13 protein-coding genes are annotated in these 19235 nt (G+C 50.2%); 1 reads left to right on the top strand and 12 read right to left on the bottom strand.

Annotated elements, in window-relative coordinates; translation table 11 throughout:
• Positions 1–19: 19 nt before the first annotated feature.
• Positions 20–256, bottom strand: a complete 237-nt coding sequence (locus DU002_RS06225) for a hypothetical protein (protein ID WP_114337514.1) — start codon at positions 254–256, stop codon at positions 20–22.
• 60 nt (positions 257–316) lie between these two features.
• Positions 317–1525 (bottom strand): RtcB family protein, encoded by a 1209-nt coding sequence (locus tag DU002_RS06220; RefSeq protein WP_114337513.1) that lies wholly within the window; start codon positions 1523–1525, stop codon positions 317–319.
• 648 nt (positions 1526–2173) lie between these two features.
• Here DU002_RS06220 and DU002_RS06215 point away from each other — a divergent pair.
• Positions 2174–3199 (top strand): metal-dependent hydrolase, encoded by a 1026-nt coding sequence (locus tag DU002_RS06215; RefSeq protein ID WP_114337512.1) that lies wholly within the window; start codon positions 2174–2176, stop codon positions 3197–3199.
• 6 nt (positions 3200–3205) lie between these two features.
• On the opposite strand, the gene DU002_RS06210 is transcribed toward DU002_RS06215, so the two are convergent.
• The 10 genes from DU002_RS06210 to DU002_RS06160 form a co-directional block, all read right to left on the bottom strand.
• Complete coding sequence (locus DU002_RS06210; RefSeq protein ID WP_114337511.1) at positions 3206–4261, bottom strand: HupE/UreJ family protein; 1056 nt, start codon at positions 4259–4261, stop codon at positions 3206–3208.
• Positions 4258–5091 (bottom strand): peptidyl-prolyl cis-trans isomerase, encoded by an 834-nt coding sequence (locus DU002_RS06205; RefSeq protein WP_114337510.1) that lies wholly within the window; start codon positions 5089–5091, stop codon positions 4258–4260. Before DU002_RS06205 ends, DU002_RS06210 begins: the two co-directional genes overlap by 4 nt.
• A gap of 77 nt (positions 5092–5168) precedes the next feature.
• Positions 5169–8225 carry a carbohydrate-binding domain-containing protein gene (locus DU002_RS06200; RefSeq protein WP_158537983.1) on the bottom strand — a complete coding sequence of 1019 codons (3057 nt, stop codon included), beginning with the start codon at positions 8223–8225 and terminating at the stop codon, positions 5169–5171.
• A 206-nt stretch (positions 8226–8431) separates the two neighbouring features.
• Positions 8432–9340 (bottom strand): helix-turn-helix domain-containing protein, encoded by a 909-nt coding sequence (locus DU002_RS06195; protein ID WP_158537982.1) that lies wholly within the window; start codon positions 9338–9340, stop codon positions 8432–8434.
• 314 nt (positions 9341–9654) lie between these two features.
• On the bottom strand, positions 9655–11337 hold the full coding sequence (locus tag DU002_RS06190) for a dipeptidyl-peptidase 3 family protein (RefSeq protein WP_114337759.1): 1683 nt from the start codon (positions 11335–11337) through the stop codon (positions 9655–9657).
• A gap of 240 nt (positions 11338–11577) precedes the next feature.
• Entirely contained in the window at positions 11578–12243 is a 666-nt protein-coding gene (locus tag DU002_RS06180) for an SIMPL domain-containing protein (RefSeq protein WP_131414800.1), read from the bottom strand.
• 29 nt (positions 12244–12272) lie between these two features.
• Positions 12273–13586, bottom strand: a complete 1314-nt coding sequence (locus tag DU002_RS06175) for a coiled-coil domain-containing protein (RefSeq protein WP_114337505.1) — start codon at positions 13584–13586, stop codon at positions 12273–12275.
• Between the two features lie 152 nt (positions 13587–13738).
• Positions 13739–14923, bottom strand: a complete 1185-nt coding sequence (gene fabV, locus DU002_RS06170; protein WP_114337504.1) for an enoyl-ACP reductase FabV — start codon at positions 14921–14923, stop codon at positions 13739–13741.
• 112 nt (positions 14924–15035) lie between these two features.
• Positions 15036–16109 carry an efflux RND transporter periplasmic adaptor subunit gene (locus DU002_RS06165; protein WP_114337503.1) on the bottom strand — a complete coding sequence of 358 codons (1074 nt, stop codon included), beginning with the start codon at positions 16107–16109 and terminating at the stop codon, positions 15036–15038.
• Between the two features lie 4 nt (positions 16110–16113).
• Positions 16114–19230, bottom strand: a complete 3117-nt coding sequence (locus tag DU002_RS06160; protein WP_114337502.1) for an efflux RND transporter permease subunit — start codon at positions 19228–19230, stop codon at positions 16114–16116.
• Positions 19231–19235 lie beyond the last annotated feature (5 nt).

Genomic DNA, 19235 nt, shown 5'->3' with positions numbered 1-19235 from the left:
ATAGCAAAACGGCCATGGCTTAGCTCGCCAAACGACAACAATAGTAATCCGAGGGTGTATCACCCTCGGTCTCTTTTAGACTCCCCAAACACTGTTCAGATAGCCGTTCCGTTTCCCAATCTAACCATTCTTGCTGATAAGACAACTTATCCGCCGAACGCTGAGCCTTTTGGCTTTTACCATGGGCACCGCCTTTGTTCATCAGCGGTGATATCGCATGTAAATTACGTGGCTTGTGCTGCCGTTTTGTTTTCATCCTAATGCTCCGTTAGCTTACTTATATATGAACCCGCCGCTGCCAACACGGCGGGCTCTGTTACCCCTTCACACAAACCAATTGCTTCAAGGTATGTACCACCTCCACCAAATCGCTTTGGTGTGCCATCACTTGGTCAATATCCTTATAGGCGCCGGGGATCTCATCGATCACCCCTTTGTCCTTGCGGCACTCAACGCCGCGGGTTTGCTGCTCCAGATCTGCACGACTAAAGCGTTGCTTGGCTTTGGCACGACTCATCTTTCTCCCTGCTCCGTGGGAGCATGAGCAAAAGCTTTCCGCACTGCCCTTACCGCGAACAATGTAAGAACGAGTTCCCATCGAGCCAGGAATAATGCCCAGCTCACCGGCACGGGCTGATATCGCGCCCTTGCGGGTCACAAATACATCGGCACCAAAATGATGCTCCTGCTGCACGTAGTTATGATGACAGTTAATCGCTTCCTGGGTTATTTCAAACCTTGGCAGCAAAGGTGCAATCGCTCGCAGCACCAACGCCATCATCTCCTGACGATTGATCCGCGCATACTCCTGCGCCCAATCCACCGCCCCCACATACGCAGCAAAATGATCGCTGCCCTCACTAAAGTAAGCCAGGTCTTTGTCTGGTAGGTGATGCATATGCCCCTCCATATCTCGCTTGGCTTGCTGGATAAAGTAGCGGCCAATGGCATTACCGATCCCACGACTGCCAGAGTGCAGCATGACCCAAACATCGCCACAGTCATCGACACACAGCTCAACAAAGTGGTTACCCGAGCCCAACGTCCCCATCTGAGTCGCCCATGTTTGTTGTGGGTTTTTCAGCATTTTCAGCAGCGTCGGATGGCGCTCAAACAACTGGTCAATGCCAGCTTGTAGCCCCGCACATGCCTGGCTGCGCACTGACACCTGCTTATGGCAGGCGGCACCCACCGGCACGGCGCGCTCAATCGCTTCACGTACCGGCTTTAAGTTATCCGGTAACTGTGATGCCTTAAGCGACAGCCGAAGCGCATTCATACCACAGCCGATATCCACACCCACAGCGGCAGGAATAATCGCTTTATGGGTCGGAATAACCGCGCCAACAGTAGCACCGATCCCCATATGCACATCTGGCATCGCCGCTATATGACGATGAATAATAGGCAACTTAGCTATATTTTTTAATTGATTAATAGCAGCATGGTCTATGTCATCAGTGAATATCTTCACTGGCATATCTTTATTTTTTTCGCCGCTATTTAATTCTATTTTAACAGGCATAAAAATCCCCTTCGCAATATAAATCGCGAATATATTATTCTTTGGGAGACTGCCAGATACTAAAAGCCCCGGCGTATGGCCAGGGCTAGTGTTTATGCTTCCTGGCTTGCAAGTCCCCAACAAAGGCCTTGCAAGCACAAGTACTTGAAAGACCATAGTTAATGGCTGATATAGGTAACCTCTGTCATTTCAAGTACTCCTCTAAATTGATGAATGGATAAGCTGTGGAGATATTAGTGACTAATATTTTTTTGTCAAGAAAGAATGATAGCAAGCGCTCAAATTATCTATTTTATTCGGCTTAATCATTATTTCTATTAATCTCATCAATATCGGTTTAATTTGAATTAACGACTGAAATAATTTTAAATCCCCATGATCTGACTCATTCACAAGATCCTTTTTACCTACAGATAGGTGTCTGATCTATTCAACAATGGAATATGCGGATTAAGAGCCTGCAAGAAGGTATGAATACGAGGTCGAATACACAGCACAGCTATAACGATAAGCATGACGCCTTGGGCGTATAGTGACTGATTTGTGCTTAATGTACGCACTTATGTCGGTTATTGTGGTCTAGAGAGTAAGGTTGCTTAAGCAAACGCATTCGTACTCTGTATTTTTCATGTTGCAACAGGATTACTCGTGGACTCAGTTACCCAAGCCGCACTCGGTGCCGCTGTCGGTGGTGTTATTGGGGGGCGTCAGTTAGGCTGGCGCGCGTTCGCCTGGGGCGCGGGCTTAGGCACACTCCCCGATATGGATGTCTTCATCCATTACCCCGACGCCGTCGACCAAGTCACTAAGCACCGTGGTTTTAGCCACTCGATCTTTGTACTGACGGCGCTCTCACCTGTGCTAGGCCTGCTGATTGCCAAACTACACAGATGGCGATTTTGGGGCGCCACTTTGATGGCTTGGTTGTGCTTAGTGACTCATCCACTGCTTGACTGCTTCACCAGTTACGGCACCCAGCTGTTTTGGCCGTTAGCCTCACCGCCGATCGCTTGGTCAACCATCTTTATCATCGATCCGCTATATACCCTACCGCTGCTGATAGGCGTGATATTCAGTCTCATCGGCTTGAATCGGCGGAAAGCCAAACCATTGAAGTCGAACCTATGGGGGTTGGGGATTAGTCAGGCATATTTGGCATTGAGCTTGGTTTTGATGTTATCGGTGAAATATCAAGCCAGTGCGGAACTCGAGTCCAAGGGCGTGTCAGAGACCCCTTTTATCGCCCCAACGCCATTCAATATCTTAAGCTGGCGCATTGTCGGTAAAGATGACCACCACTTGTGGATAGGGTATTTCAGCTGGCTCAACCCTAAACCGATTCACTTCAACACCTATCCCCACAAGCACAACTTGGCCAACAAAGAGGCGCTACCCAAGCTGGCGCGTTTGGATTGGTTTACACATGGCTTTTATCAATTACAGACTGATCAAGGACAACTTAAGTTCGTTGACATGCGCTTAGGCATAGAGCCATACCTACCCTTCCGTTACTTGCTGGCAGAGCATACCCCCGCAGGCTGGCAACCCAAGCAAACCGTACGCTTGCCACCACCTAAAACAGGAAAAGAACTGGTACCCGAGTTGATAAAATTGGTGCGAGGTCAGCCACTGCCAGCAGTGGATTTCGAACAAATAGACAAACCAAAAAAATGACGGGTATTAGTTAGCTATATCCATCACACGTTGCAAAAACCAATACATGCCGACACCACCCACGCAACCGGCCAAAGGATAGGTGATAGCGGAAGGCGCAATTGCCCAGCGACGCCCGGAAGCATAGCGATACAAACGAGGTATAAATAAACTGATCACACTAAGTACGGCAAGAAAGCTGATTTGGCCAATTTCCACTCCCAGATTAAAAAACAGTAGGGCCACGGGCACCTCGGCTTGCGGTATTCCTATCTCCTTCAGTGCACCCGCAAAACCCATTCCATGAAGTAACCCGATACTACCCGCAACCAACCAAGGCGAGCGCATACCCAGCTTGGAAGATTGATCGATTGGTAACATGATCTCATGAGCCATCATAACAATAGACAACGCAATCAGCGTTTCAACCAATGCCGAAGAAGGAGTAAAAAACGACAGATACACTAAAGAGAGTGTCAAACTATGGGCTAACGTGAACGCAGTGATCGATTTAATAAGTTGCACACTGCTACCCAACATCAAGTAGATAGCAAATACAAACAGCAAGTGATCATAGCCAAAAACTATGTGCTCAATACCAAGGGTTAGATAACGGCTAATACTGCTCAGCCAATCACCTGAATAGCCTTCCCCTTGCTGGAATAAGGGGATAACAATACGCTCATCGGCACGCAATAACAGCTGTCTTTCACGCGTATCATAGCCAAGTGAAGGCGCAGTCAAGAGTACTCCGGATGCTTGCCAATGAAGCGTCAGCTTATCGCCATGCTTCCATTTACTACGGCAGGCAAAACGATATCTAATGACATCTAATGCACCACTCACCCTTTCTGTGCCGCGCATTTGGCATTGTTCAGGTAGATCAGGCAGGGACACCTGATATGCCAGATGAAAAGGGATCATGACGTCAAACTGAAACTGCCGTTCGTCCGCTTTGGCCGTCACTGACGCCTTGTCGGACTCCGTCAAAACAGCACTGATAATACCAAGCTCGTGGCCCATCACCGGAAAGCCCTGCAATGACACCAAGAAAATGAAAAATGACCGTAACCAATACTTCAAAGCGTGGTACTACCTTCTGTCACACCAATCGAAAAGCGCGTTTTCAATTGCTCAACCCGCAGTCGGATAAATGCTGACTCTTTTTCTTTTTTCCACTCATTCTCCACATGCCTCCGTACTTCTTCAAAGATTGGCAACGCACCTTGGCGCATCCTCTCAACACGTATGAAGTGGTTACCGGTAGGACTTGGAAATGGTCCTTGCCATACCCCTTTCGGTACCTCAATGATCGCCTCCGCCACATGAGCACCATACCGAGCCGCTATCCCTTGTTCGGGGAGGTCATTCCAATAACTTGAAGAGGATTGCTGAGTCAGCTGTGGACTGGCTTCAATCTGCCCCGAGCGTAGCTCAACCAGCAAGGTCTGCGGAATCGGCCTATTGGTGACAAAGAAGAGTTGCTCAAAGCGCCACGATGGCGGTGCTCTGAAGCTGTCTGTGTGACGCTTAAAATAGTCAATTAGCTCACTTTCAGTCGGAGTCGGAACTTGTGATTTGATAATAAAGTGCATTTTATTGAGAAGACGCATACGTATCATTGCATCGTCATTGAGGCCTAGGCGGTAGGCCTCTTTGAGCAGTATCTCTTCCTGCACATGCTCTGCCAAAACAATCTCTACCTCCTCAGCCGTCAACGGTCGGCCGCGCCCCTGTTCGGCATAAGCCACAATGGCCTTTTTATCCGCAACACTCACCTCAATCGTGGGAGTCGGAGAGGGAGCGTAGAGCAGGTCGAATAATGCAATCACCCCAGCCACGAATAGAAACACCAGCCAGGGTTGTTGCAACCACGGCTTTAATTTGGCGCTCTGCTTACTGAACCTATTCATCGATTTGATACAATCCGTCAACGGTCAGGTGAAAATTGATTCAGAGTGGGCACGATGCAAAGTCCCCACTCTACTACCTAAGGATCTTTCTGGATCAAGGCAAATGAACCTTGAGAGCTATCATCTGCTTCAAACTGCCCTGTCACTGGCGAATAAGTGAAGTAATCCACTCGGTCTTCCATGGGCTTAAACACGTAATAGCGGAGCAGCATGACCTCTTGCGCATCACACTGATAATCCACAATAAAATTGTGGCTTACCCCCCCACGAGGACCATTTTGGGTATAGTATGCTTCGCGCTGACAAACATGGCCGGCATTAGACATAACGATGTTGTCATACTTGGTCAGCAGGTTGTTCTTAATATGAGAAGTGGCCCAAGTGTCATGGGTCGCCAGAATTACCTTGCGGTTTGGATAGCGAGCCAATATCTGTTTGGCCCACTCCATGCCTGCCGGGCGATAGTCGGAGTACTGATCGTACGTCTCGACCTGCAAGAACAGATAGTCTTCACTGCCAATTGTCATCAGGCCATAGTTGTTTTCAACGCCGCCAAAATCCCCACCCCACCAGGCTTCATTAGAGAAGCTAGAGACAGGGAAGTATTGATTCATCATCCACGGATCGTCATGATTACCGATGATAGGCATGAAGGGCACCTGCCCGTAGAGCTTATCCCAAGCAGAAGTGGAATTATCCCACTCCCAGCGCTGATTCCAGCCCTCGGTGATATCGCCCAATCCTTGCACAAACTTGATGTTGAGATCTTCTTTCGTATCCACTAACCACTGAAAAGCGGTGCGCATGTGCGCGATAGGCGCATTGTCACGATTTTGAGAGTAGTGCTGCGTATCGGGGATCACTACTAGCGTCCACTCTCCTCGAGATTTATCAACACTGTGGGGGCCCTTCCCGGCTGGTTTAACATCGATATAATTAAGGTTAAAGTCGCCATCAACGACATGCATTCTTAACGTTTGCTGACCCGCCTCTAGCGTAATACCTCGCAGCGTCGTTGTGCGCCAAGTTTGCCAGCCTCCCGTATGTGGGATTTTGATGTCGCCGGAGATATCATAGCCAGCGGATTCAAAACGGATGACAGAGCCATTCCCTTCGCTAGCGACACGCAGATCCAAATCATACTTACCAGCAGATTCAACCATGACGGTGTACTCAAGCCACTCACCGTCCCTGAGCCAGCCGAGACTATAGCCAGCGCCAACATCATTTGCTCGCTCAATGTCGACACCACCATCTCGGTATTCACCACCTAAGTTTTCTGGCTCTACATCTGAATAAGCAAATTCAGCACATCCGCTATTGTAGTTTTCAGCCTCAATCCGTCCCGGTATGCCCACAGCCCTGCCGCCATAAGGTAGCGAATCACACTCATCGCCCGGCTGTTGCTGCCCTTTTTCATATACACGTACGTAATCCACCTCCATAATTTGCGGAAATACGGTGTTTTGATTAGGACTACCAGGCCAGTTTCCACCCACGGCGACATTGAGAATCAGATGAAAGCGCTGATCAAATGGCGCTGGATAGCTACCACCTTCACTCCACCACTGCGTTTGTGTTTGGTACAACTTGCCGTCGATATACCAGCGAATTGCTTCCGGCTCCCACTCAACACTGTAAGTGTGGAACTGTGTCGCAACATTCGTCGCTGGAGTAACCTTGTCACCGCTATGTGTGTTGTCAGGCCATTTACCACCATAGTGCAGTGTGCCGTGGATGCTATTGTTACCATCCACTTGCAGATTGACAGCCTCCATAATGTCAATCTCGCCACTGGACGCCCACCCACCGTATGCATCATCTGTCGGTAGCATCCAGATAGCTGGCCATAACCCCTGACCACTTGGCAACTTGGCTCGCACATCTACACGACCGTATAGAAAATCCATTTTTCCTTTGGTATCGAGCCGCGCAGACGTGAAGTCACGGCCACCATCGCTCCCCTCGTAGTATTCACGACGAGCAGTGATTTTTAACGAACCATTATCGACGTAAGCATTTTCTTGCCTAGGCGTGTAGTACTGCAGCTCATTGTTGCCGCCGCCCCAGCCATTATCTGAATGGTTCCAACGCTGAGCATCAATTGCGGTACCATTAAACTCATCACTCCACACCAAGTTCCACCCTTTAGGTTCATCTGGGTCATTTGGGTCATCCGTGTCTTCTTCGTGGATATCGATGTAGTTTAAGTTGATCTCTTGATTGGCAAACATAACTTCCAACTGATGATTACCCTCAGGTAATTCGACGCTCTGAGAGATCGTCTGCCAATTCTGCCAACCTCCGGTATTCGGGATCAAAAACGGGTCGCCAAGGTATGAGCCGTTCAAGCGCAGAGACAGAGAACGCCCATCCTTAATTGTTGAGACTCGAGGGGCAACCTGGTAGCGGCCCGATTTTTCAACAAAAATTTCGTAACTCAGACTTTCACCGCTGTCAGTCCAGCCCACATTAAAGCCCGCGCCATCATCAGATGTGCGCTCAATGTCGACATCCGTATTTCGATATTCTCCACCGCTGTTGCCGGATGTTGTATCGTAATAATTTACAAAGTCTTCGGCTTCAACCCGACCAGGTAACGAGATCGGCTCGCCCACAGAGGACATGCCTTCGATCTGAATATAGTTAACGTTAATTTCACGGCTTTCGAAAAAGATTTCTAGGATATGTGAACCGGCTGAGAGATGGTGCTGAGACTCTATGGTTTGCCAGTTTTGCCATCCTCCGGTGTTTGGCAAAGTGGCGGTTTCACCGAGCTGGCTACCATTTAATTTAAAGTGAAGTCTTCGTCCATCTTTGGGGGTCGATATCCGTGTTTTAAACTGATAGTCACCAGCTGTTGGCACAAGGATGTTGTAGTGAATATATTCACCCTGCTTCGTCCAACCGACATAATAGCCACCGTCTGTATCCTCAGCGATGCCGATATCAACTTTGCCCCAACCATACTCGCCTCCCTCGTTGTACCAAGTTGAGTCTTGCGCGCCATCATAATCTTCAGCTTCAATGGTGCCAGGTAAAGTCACCTCGCCTTGCGCTGGTAATGCCGCTGTCAGACACCCAATCAGAAGTAATAGGTAAGAAGTAGAGCGTTTCTTAAAGTGATTTCTCATAACCATCCCTGTGACTCAATTAACGTCTATAGCCGTCCGCATTAAGCCAGGTTATCCCATGCCGGCGAATGGCTACGCGCAAACCGTCAACAATGTGACACGTTGAGTCAAGAGTATGGCGAAATAGCTAAGGCCGCATGTCAACACACGACGCTGTCATGTCATCTGACGCCAAGATAGTTAAACCGTGATGAAATTCACAGCCCCTACTGAACCAGCTTCCTGTAATGTTGCGGAGCGCACTGATACCAGCGTTTGAAAGCGCGAGTGAAATTACCTGCGTCAGAAAAGCCCAAATTTTGGGCGATTTCACTGACGCTGTAGGCAGAAGAATTTATGTAAACCTCCGCCTCCTTCATGCGCACTTGATCTAAAAGCTGACTGTAACTGGTGTTCTGCTTTGACAGCCGACGCTGCAACGAACGAACACTAACCCCCAGCCTTTCTGCGACAGCGGAGATGGAAAAATCATCGTCACTTAAAGCAGTTCGAATGCTTTGGCTTAGTTGTGCCAAGAAGTCATCTGGTTTCAATCGGTGAATCGTATTCAGACAATCAGCATCATGCGTTTCAAAAAGTGCAGCATTCGCATGCATTGAGCCTTGTAGCAAGCTTGCTCTATTAAGCAACAACGCATGCTGTTTCGCTTGCCACTGAATAGGCACCCCAAAATATGCTTCATAAACTGCTGCATCATCCGGCTTCTTCTGTGCCAGATGAACTTCATAAATAAGTTCGCTGCGTGGCTGTACAAAACGAAAAGTTCGTACCGTCGCGGCTAAGATAGCATCTGAAATCATCACGTGAGGCTCTGCTGAGCCTACAGCGTCATAGCTAAACAGAGGGTGCTCCGGCGTGTCATCAAAGGTATAGCGCAGCACATTTGATATATACGCACTATATTTTGCCATCAAATGTAAGCCCGTATGAAAATTGGGGGCGGCAAGAACAGCAAGCGAGAGAGATTGAAAAGTATTCGGAACTAGTCCTAATCGAGACACCAAACCAACGCTGTTGCCATGAAGCTGGTAGGCCGCATCGAACAGGCGAGTGACCTGATCTGCATTCCAATAGGTTTGATTGACAACATGCGCTTCCAACCCTGCATGCCGCAAGATTTCTGCATTACACCAACCCGTCAGCTTAAAACCTTGTAGGCAAGAATTGACCCAACTTCCTAAAATATACGACTTATCCAAAGCCAATACTCACTCCAATGCTTTGCTCAAAATGTTACCAGCTTATATCGGCGCCTTCATGACGCTATTCACACACTCTTAGATTGATCGGCTCACCACAAGACAAATCAGACCCCTCTCCGCTAAAGCAGTAGATTCCGTCGCCCCTTATCTATGGCAGTGCAATGTGAGTAGCGAAAATAAAAAAACGGCACCCGAAGGTGCCGTTTTCTCGAGTTCAGAGTCAGCAGTTATAAACCCAGGATCTGCTTGCCCTGTTTGAACTCTACGTCGACTGGGATCTTTGCAGCTTCCAATCTAGCCAGGTCAGCGGCTAACTGTTCGCCAATCACCCCTTTCGTAGCCAACAACTGATCAACCCCCGCATAGTCACCGTCACCTTGCAGAGTGAGGATCAACTTGGAGAGATCGTTAGTGGCTTGGGTGAACTTGTCGAAATTCACTCGATAAAACCCTTCGCTATCACGGCTAAACGCGCCTTGCTCGGCAAAGTAGTTAAAACGCATCATATTGGCTTTACCGTGGGCACTGGAAGCACCAAAGCGCACACTACGGAAAATACCCGCGAGGAAGGTGGTGTAATAATCTTCCAGCACACCTTCGGTGATCTCGCCTTTATTAAACAGCTCTCGCACCATATACAGGCCCAAGATATCCGCTTTGCCCTCTTCCAACGGCGAGGCATGTTCTTTCAAGGCATGCCGTACAGTGCCATTGCCGTTCAGGGTATTCTTGATACCTAAACCGTGAGCCACTTCATGGAACATGGTGTTGGCAAAGAAGGCATCAAAGGTGATGTGTTGACGTTGGTCTGGCGCAATCAGCACATCAGCGATGGGCAACAAGATCTGATCAAATTTCGCCCGCATCGCGTTCTTCAACTGCAGACGACGCGTGCCTTTTTCCAACTGCACCCGTTCATCATTGGGCAAGTTAATCGCGATGGTCTTGCTGCCTGCATTGGAGTGACCGGCGTAGTAGATCACCTCATAGGCATTTAGATCCGCATCAGAACCGGGCACTTCAGCTTTATACGCTGCATCTACCGGTAAACCGGTTTGTAGCTCAGGCAAAAACTGCGCAAAACGTGCTAAGCGCTCGCTCCACGCCATATCCTTTAACAGCACATAAGACTCAAATGCAGCACGATAGCCATAGAGCTGGTCTTCATAAGTCTCAATGGGCCCAAAAACCAGATCAATCGGATTATTCTTCATATCCATCCACGCCATGTCGGAAGGATAATAATCGTTGCTTAATAGCGCTTCGGCTCGCAGCTTAAGGTAATTGGCAAACTCGCCGTCTTTCGCAAGCGCTGACGCCTGACGCAGTAAATCGGCGGCTTGAGTCAGTTCAATTTGGTAGTGCGAGGCATAGTCAATCGCTTTAAAGCCACCATCACTTTCACGAACAACGACGGAATAGAGTCCATCCTTATCTGCAAAGCTAGCCGCTTCAAACTCGGCCTTAGTCATATCATGGGGATAGAACTCCGCACCGAGGGGCTTGTCGTCATATCCGGTCAAAAACGGCTTGTCACCATTTAACCTGTCCCATGGACCGTAGTTGATGGCGGCAAAATGGCGAACTTCAGGATCTTCGATAGCTTGAAGAAAGGTAGTTTTATCCTCACCAAAAGCTTGGCGCCAAAACAGATCATCCATAATTTCTGAGGCATCAATCAGAAGCGCAAGCATCTGTTTTTGCTGTTCAGAATAAGCAGATAGATCAGCGGTCAGCGACACGGGTTGATAAATAGAAAGCCGACTTCTATTGAAGTCGGCTTTAAGCTGCACTTGTTGTTTTTTGGTTTGTGCAGATGACTCGGGTGCCTTTTGCTCGGCTGGTTGGCAAGCAACCAGTCCTAACGACACTCCGAGTACAACCCCTCTGGAGATGGGGGAGAGGGTCATCATAGGATCCTCATTATTATATTGTTTGTTTTAGTATGGGCAGGAATACTACCTGCCCAGCGCTGCGTATAGTAATACTGAAGTGGTATAAAAAAACCAAAGTGAAGATCAAAATAGTAGAAGCAGCTATGTCAGCTTTTTGTACATATTTATTTACGAAATAATTTACAACGGCAAGAACGCCTGCTGCGATGCCAGCTGCCGCGATAAAAACCACCGCAGCCAAATGCAACGCATCACTTAGTCCAGTTCAAATTCTACCCAGACCTGCACACTGATCTGCTGCGTCGGCGCTTGATAACCTGCACTTTCATCCGCCATCGCCATCCGCAACTGGGGCATAGGAGACGCCTGGTTGACGGTGTCGATACGCTCAACCTCGCCTAGTTTGGCACCATAAACAGCGGCAAGCTCTTGCGCCTGCTTACGGGCATCTTTTAATGCGGCGATACGCGCCTGATGTTGTAACGACTTTAACTGGCTGAAGTGCCAATTAACGCCCTGCACCTCATCAGCACCCGCACTCACCACTTTATCCAGCAGCGGCGCTAGCAGCGTTGGATCCTTTAAGATCAGGACGATCTGACGAGAAGCTTCAATACCGATATAGGTACGCACGCGATTTTGATAATCGTAACGGGGGGATAATCGCAGGTCTGCTGCGTCGATCTGGTTATCTGCCAACCCCAAACCTCTAACGCTGTCCAAAATCGCGGTAACCGACTCATCTGCTGCACTTTTAGCCTGTGTTGCCGTGGTCGCAGTTTTCACCACCTGCAGCCGTACCAGCACCTGATCGGGTATCTGTTCCAGCGTCGCCGTTCCCATCACGCTGATGGTGCCAGCCGTGGCCGACCCCATCAACAACATCAGATAGAGGCCAACAAGCATCAATACTCTCTGCATCTTTCCTCTCCTTGTCATGATTCAAACAGCTAGCTGATTGTAGCGCCCGCAGCTCCAGCCGCTTCGATCCCCTTGGTCAACGCATCTCGCCGATTCAATTTACTGGCGTTTAACGTCTCCAGTTCATTCAAGCTCTGCGCTAAATCTTTCAGTTCTCGGTTCAACGCTTTCTCTTCTGCCAGCAGCTCTGCACGGCGTGCTTCATAGCTTTTATCAAGCTCAGCTAAAGCGGCATCCATCTGTACCTGCACTTCGCCAAACATAGATTGCTTCTGATCTGTTTGCTGGCGTCGGGCTTCTTCAAGGGTGCTACGCTTCTCCTGCCTTAGCAGATCCATATTGCTTCGATGGTTGACCACCAACTCCTCTTTTTCGACCCGCAGTTGCTCTCGCATCTGCTGATGCTCCTCTTTGGTCTGCTCCAGCGCTTTATCACGCGCTTTCACGCGGGCATCAAGATAGGCACGATATTCATCGGACGAAATGGAATCGGGATCAAGGCCGCTGATATCAGCCTTGTACGCCTTGTGCACATCCTGTACCAAGATATTGTAGTTACGATCGTTGTCGACCATGGCTTTATCCAAAGCGCGGCGTTTACTGGCAAACGCGTGCTCGGCCTGAGTAAAACGGTCTTCAAACTTTACATTCAAGGCGATGAGCTGCTGTTTACGCTGCTCATTCAAGTTGGCCTGACTTTGCCGAGACTTAGCAGCATAACGCTCTTCAACTGCTTGGCGTTGGCTTTCAAACTGTTGCTTGAGCCGATCCACCTTGTATCGGTTGGAATCCCTCAGAGCACTCAATTGCACCAGTACTTCCTGATGGCGCACCCGCGAACCGCTAAGCTTCTCTGTCAACTCTGCGACTTCAATATTGACCTGTGAGAGCTCCGCACTGGCAAGTTTCAACGCACTGTTAAATTCTGCAGAACTGATCACCACATCATTGTCTTTCTGTGGCATCCCCTCATCAGTGAACGGATCGTTCTCAAATGCAATCTCTATCTCCCAGCCATGACCGCCCTTCTTCGCATCGGCCACGCCCAGCACGGCTTTACTTTCTCCACGCTGGCGTCCAACGGCGACCACTTGAACGTCACCGAGAACAAACAGTGGTTGATAAAGATCCTCTTTCGGCGAGAGTTTCGCCGTAAAACGGTATTGCACTGCGCTATCGCCGACTAGAGATTCACTGTCCAGCTTTACCGAGCCAACCTGCCATGGTTGCCAAACGATATGGCGCTCAATCGCCTTTTGCACTTCAGCTGAATCGGGGGCATCACTACAGCCCGTCATTAACAACAGACTGCCAAACATTAGAACAAGTAATTTATTTACCATACCCACGGGATCCATTTCGAAGAAAACAATCAATCAAACCTGACAGAGTTTATGGGGTTGTCACGGCGGTGTCAGCGGCAAGAGTCAAAAAATCCACTATCTACAACGTAAAAAGGCGCCAATCAGGCGCCCTTTCTTAGGGATATGCGATATTAAGCCAACGGCATTTCCACTTCTGGATCCGCATCCGCTTCGTAATCCACGCCCGTCACCCCGAAACCAAACAGCTTCAGGAAGTCGGCGTGGTAGCCGCGATAATCTGTTAACTCGTTATAGTTCTCAGTGGTGACTTCCGGCCAAACATCGGCAACAGCAGCCTGAACATGAGGCGCAAGCTCTTTGTCATCAACACGCAAACGATTATCTTCATCTAGGTTTTCAGGGCCGACATAGACCTGTTGGAACAAACGCTGGATCTGTTCGATACAACCTTCGTGGCTGCCCTCTTCCTTCATCACTTTATATAGCAATGAAATATACAGCGGCATAATTGGAATGGCGGAACTGGCTTGCGTCACCAACGCCTTTAACACGCTCACGCGGGCCTGTCCCTTGAGCCCACTTAACTTGCCTGTGATCGCGGCGGCAGCACGATCAAGATCTTCTTTCGCTTTACCAATGGTCGCTTTGCCATAAATAGGCCAGGTCAATTCTTTACCGATGTAGCTGTAGGCAACTGTTTCCACGTTTTCTGCTAACACACCCGCTTCACTCAGTGCATCAAGCCATAGCTCCCAATCTTCACCGCCCATCACTTTCACGGTATCGGCGATCTCTTGCTCGGTCGCTGGCTCCAGCGTCATCTCATGCACTTCAAGCTTGTCTGTATTCAGCGTACGCGCGGTATACGCCTGACCGATCGGCTTCAATGTTGAAGTGAAAGTCTCGCCAGTTTTAGGATCCGTACGGCGAGGCGATGCCAAGCTGTAAACCACCATATCAACCTGACCAAGATCTTGCTTAATCACCTCAATGGTCTTCTGCTTAATCTCATCAGAAAAAGCGTCGCCATTGATGTTCTTGCTATACAAGCCAGCTTCATCAGCAGCACTTTGGAACGCCGCAGAGTTATACCAACCCGCACTGGCCGTCCGCTTCACCGTACCCGGCTTTTCAAAGAAAATACCGAGGGTGGCAGCACCGCAACCAAACGCGGCAGTGATACGCGACGCCATGCCATATCCAGTAGAGGCACCGATCACTAACACCTTCTTGGGACCATTAGCGATAGCACCCTGTGCTTTGGTAAAGGCGATCTGCTCCTGCACGTTGGCCGCACAGCCAGCGGGATGGGAATTGGTACAGATAAAACCGCGAATTTTTGGCTTGATAACCATGAGTCATTCCTGTCTGTTGGCGAGCAAATAAGCGCTAGCCCAATGATAAGCTGCGCCTATTATGTCCGAATAGTGAGCGTTGACCAAACCAACACGCAGTGGTCGGAGTTGGTTAACCTTCTATATTGGCAACCTTTTCCGCTTGTGCCAGTCGATTCTCTACTTTTACCTTCTGCCCAGGCTGCAAACGCTCAGCACCTCGAACCACCACCGCCTGCCCTGCGGATAGCTCACCGACCACCTGGATCAGATCGCCTTGGGCAATACCTGTGCTTACCTCAATACGGCTAGCAGCACCCTCTTCATCGATGCTAAAGACATAGCGCTGCTTGCCGCGCAATACCAATGCATCACGAGGCACGGCGATCACCTGCATCGGCTGACTGTTGGGCAGCGCGACTTTGACCGCAGCGCCCACCGGCCAATCCGTGTCGTTCATCTGCAACCTCAACTCCATGGTACGAGAGCGCTGGTCGCCCACAGGGATCAAGGTTCGTACAGCAAACATTGCGGATTGGTTGAGATAGGAAACCTCCACCTGATCGCCAACTTTGAGGTAGGCAGCCACACTCAATGGTGCCTGTATGCGCACCTCGCGCGTAGAGATCTGCACTAAGCGCAGAAGATCTTCACCAATCTCCGTATATTCACCGGGCTGCTGTACACGACTCACCACCAAACCATCGTAAGGGGCTTTCACCTGCGTGCGTGCCAGTCGATGCTTAATTTGCTCGCGGCTAATATTGGCCTCCACCAACTCCTGTACGGCCATGTCCCGCGACGAGGTTAACTCATCCAATTCATTCTGGGATGTTCCCTGACTGCGAGCCACTTCGGTGAAGCGCTCCAGTTTCTTATCCAAAAAGGTCAGTTGCGCCTGCAAACGCACGATGGCCGACTCAGCCGCGGCTAGCTCCAACGCCAAATAGCTATCATCAATACGCGCCAACACATCTCCGGCTGCAACCTGCGTCCCCACTTCCGCGATCCAGGTCAAACGGCCACTGATCTCTGCGGCAATCTCTGCATCATGGCGCGAGGCTACGGTGCCAGGCAACCACAGCTGCGCCTGCATCTGTTGGCTTACGGAGGTGGCCACCCACACCGACGCCGGTGGCGTTTCCGCAACAGCACTAGATGACAGGCAGACTAGGCCAACACTGATAAACCACTTCACAAATCTCATCTCACTAACTCCGGTTGCCTTTGTTGCCACTGGCCATTGGAAAACGCTCCGGCATATCCACGACTTCGGCTTGCCTCTGTTGACCTTCACCTAGGCGCAGTAATGCCGGTAACAACAGCAGGGTAAATAACGTACTCACCGACATGCCGCCGACAATGACCGTCGCCAGGCCACGATAGATAACACTGCCAGTGCCTGGCATCAGCACCAGCGGCAACATGCCGAAAATACTGGTCAAGGTACTCATAAAGATAGGCCGCATCCGCAACAACAATGCCTGCCTGACAGCTTCAGCACGATCTTCGCCATGGCGCTCTGCGGAGCGGGTCTGATGCACTAACAGGATCGCGTTGTTCACCACCAAACCCAGTAAGATCACAAAGCCAATCATGGTCAGTAGATCCAGCGGTTGAAAGCTGACTAGATGCAATAAACGTAACGCTAATACGCCACCCACCGTCGCTAACGGTATCGATAGCACCACCAGCAAGCTGTCCTTGGCTGAGCGAAACAGTCCGGCCATGAGCAAAAACAACAGCAGTAAAGCAACAACGAAGTTCTCCGCCATGTTACTCAGTGCGCTCTTTAAACTATCTGCACTTCCACCATAACCGATGGCACCATCGGCAGGCATACGCGCTTGCAATTGCGGCTCAACCTCAGTTTTTATCAGATCAATCGCTTGCTGCAACGTCATCCCCTCAGGGGGCGTTACACCTAACGTAATGGTACGGCGGCGATCAATGCGCTGAACCTGACTTGGCCCTACGGTACGCTCAATATCTACGAGTTCGCCCAAGGTCACCTGACCACCTTGAGGCGTTGCCAACGGCATGGCGGAAAGCTGCTCAGGTGACTGCCATTGATCACTGCGGAAGATGATATTCATCCGCTTATCACCATCAAAGTACTCGCCAACGTAAAGGCCATCACCAAACGACCGTATCAGCCTGCCAAGATCGCTGCGATCCCAACCCACTTCCAACATCCGTCTGTCATTTGGCACCACCCGGAGTTCTGGTTCCGCCATCTCTAAGCCGGGATTTGGGCGTACATTCGCTTCCGGCATCACTTCATTTAGCCGCTCGACACCAAAACGTGCCACTTGCAGCAGAGCGTCGGTGTCTCGCGATTTCAGGTGCACAGCAATATGGCGTCCACCCCCAAAACCACCAAACAGGTTACCTTGCCGGGCAAAAGCCATGGTGTCTGGCAGACCTACCAAGATCTGCTCCCGCATCAAGGTTTCCATCTCTCCGACTTGCTCTTGCTCTTTCACCCTGACGCCCATGGTGCCACCGTTGGGCCAGAGGATGATGTAGTAGTTTTTCAACGCGGGTTGCTGCTCGCCCTTCATGTAAGGATCTAAGCGTTGAACTATGGTCTGCACGATCTCTTTATCTAACGTATCGATAGATGCACCTGGGGGGAAATTAAACCAAGCATCAACCGCATCCCGTTTCACTGGCGGCAGATAGTCGATCGATGGCAACATCAATACAGTCACTGCAATCGGCACTGTCATCATGCTGACAATTAAAAGCCAGCGCCGCTTAGCGGATGCCGTTAATCGCATAATTCTCTCGGTGATGCGGAGCCATAAACCTGCCAACCGATCTGGGATCGCATCACGTACCAACCAGCGGCTGGCAGCAGCGGGTAAAATAGTGACCGCAACAAGTAAAGAGATGGACACTGCGATGGCGATAGTCAGCGCCAAATCAGCAAACAGTTGACCTTCGACATCCTTAAGGAAAATCACCGGGATGAAAATGGCCACCGTGGTAGCTGTGGACGCCAACAGCGCCCCCCATACCTCAGTGGCACCGACTTCCGCAGCTCGCAAGCCGGTCTCGCCTTGTTGGCGATGACGAACGATATTTTCCAGCACAACAATGGCCGCATCCAACACCATACCCACCGCAAAGGCCAAACCGGCCAGAGAGATCACATTCAGTGAACGCCCAGTGAGCTTAAGTACCACAAAGGTGGACAACAGCGAGATCGGGATCGCCAATGCCACCAGCAAGGTGGCGCGAGTCTGGCGCATAAACCACCACAACACGCCAATGGCGAGCAAGATGCCAATACTCAAATTGCCTGTGAGCAGGTTGATCGCTCGCAGAATGAAAATCGACGCATCAAAAGACTGCTCCATGGTGAGCTGTTTTTCTGCCAATACCGTCTGCCGCAGCTTCTCTACTTCCGCTTTCACTAACGACAAGGTTGCCAAAACATTTGCGCCACTTTGGCGATCGATACGCACCGATATCGCTGGATTGCCATTCTGGATCGCCAACCCCTGGCGATCGCCACGTTTCACCGTGATCTCTGCGATGTCCCGCAGATACACTGGCCGACCATCACGCCATTCAAGAATTAACTCACCCAACTGCTCCGGCTGGTAACGCCCAGCAAAGCGCAAGGTGTACTGACGCCGCCCCACATCGACAAAACCGCCGGATATGTCATTGCCACTGCCGAGCAAGCTACCGATAGCACTCAGATCGATTCCCAGATCAGCAGCAAGAAACGGATCGAAACGAACCTGTAGCTCTTCCGGCGAACCGCCGCCACTTTCTAAACGCGCACGACTGACACCGGGCACAGACTCCAAACGGGGGCGCACCACATCTTCAAAGAAAGTCAGGTAGTCACTAACTGGGTGTTCATTCTCCGGCAACGCCTGAATGAAGAAGTAGGTCAACGCAGGAGTGTCTCCACCCCAACCGCCCAACATGATGGTGGGTGGATCAGAGTCGCGAGGCATCAATGGCAAGCGGTTCATCCGCGCAATCACCTCAATCAAGGTCTTCTGCATATCGGTTTCTAAACCGAATGTCAGATTGATCCAGCTGGTACCGCGATTCGCCCAGGCGGACATCTCTTCAACACCCGGCAGCCCCTGCAACACCTCTTCTTGTGGCTCAAGGATCTCCGACTCAATCTCCCGCGGCGAGGCCGCGCGCCAACTGGTCATCACCGAGATCTGCGGACGCTCAATCGAGGGGAAGAGTTGTACTGGCAGCTGATGCAGGCTGTATAGCCCTAACAAAGCCACCATGGCAACCATGATTAAAACACCGGCGGGGTTCTTCAATGAACTGGAAGTAAGGACCATAACCT

The organism is Corallincola holothuriorum, assembly GCF_003336225.1.
Taxonomy (GTDB): domain Bacteria; phylum Pseudomonadota; class Gammaproteobacteria; order Enterobacterales; family Neiellaceae; genus Corallincola; species Corallincola holothuriorum.
This window is presented reverse-complemented; position numbering and strand designations above follow the sequence as displayed.

Bases quoted from the DNA above. Each gene is read 5' to 3' on its own strand.
- DU002_RS06165 (WP_114337503.1), bottom strand. From the start codon at position 16,109: ATGAGATTTGTGAAGTGGTTTATCAGTGTTGGCCTAGTCTGCCTGTCA.
- DU002_RS06225 (WP_114337514.1), bottom strand. From the start codon at position 256: ATGAAAACAAAACGGCAGCACAAGCCACGTAATTTACATGCGATATCA.
- DU002_RS06180 (WP_131414800.1), bottom strand. From the start codon at position 12,243: ATGCAGAGAGTATTGATGCTTGTTGGCCTCTATCTGATGTTGTTGATG.
- DU002_RS06160 (WP_114337502.1), bottom strand. From the start codon at position 19,230: ATGGTCCTTACTTCCAGTTCATTGAAGAACCCCGCCGGTGTTTTAATC.
- DU002_RS06175 (WP_114337505.1), bottom strand. From the start codon at position 13,586: ATGGTAAATAAATTACTTGTTCTAATGTTTGGCAGTCTGTTGTTAATG.
- fabV (WP_114337504.1), bottom strand. From the start codon at position 14,923: ATGGTTATCAAGCCAAAAATTCGCGGTTTTATCTGTACCAATTCCCAT.
- DU002_RS06200 (WP_158537983.1), bottom strand. From the start codon at position 8,225: ATGAGAAATCACTTTAAGAAACGCTCTACTTCTTACCTATTACTTCTG.
- DU002_RS06205 (WP_114337510.1), bottom strand. From the start codon at position 5,091: ATGAATAGGTTCAGTAAGCAGAGCGCCAAATTAAAGCCGTGGTTGCAA.
- DU002_RS06220 (WP_114337513.1), bottom strand. From the start codon at position 1,525: ATGCCTGTTAAAATAGAATTAAATAGCGGCGAAAAAAATAAAGATATG.
- DU002_RS06190 (WP_114337759.1), bottom strand. From the start codon at position 11,337: ATGACCCTCTCCCCCATCTCCAGAGGGGTTGTACTCGGAGTGTCGTTA.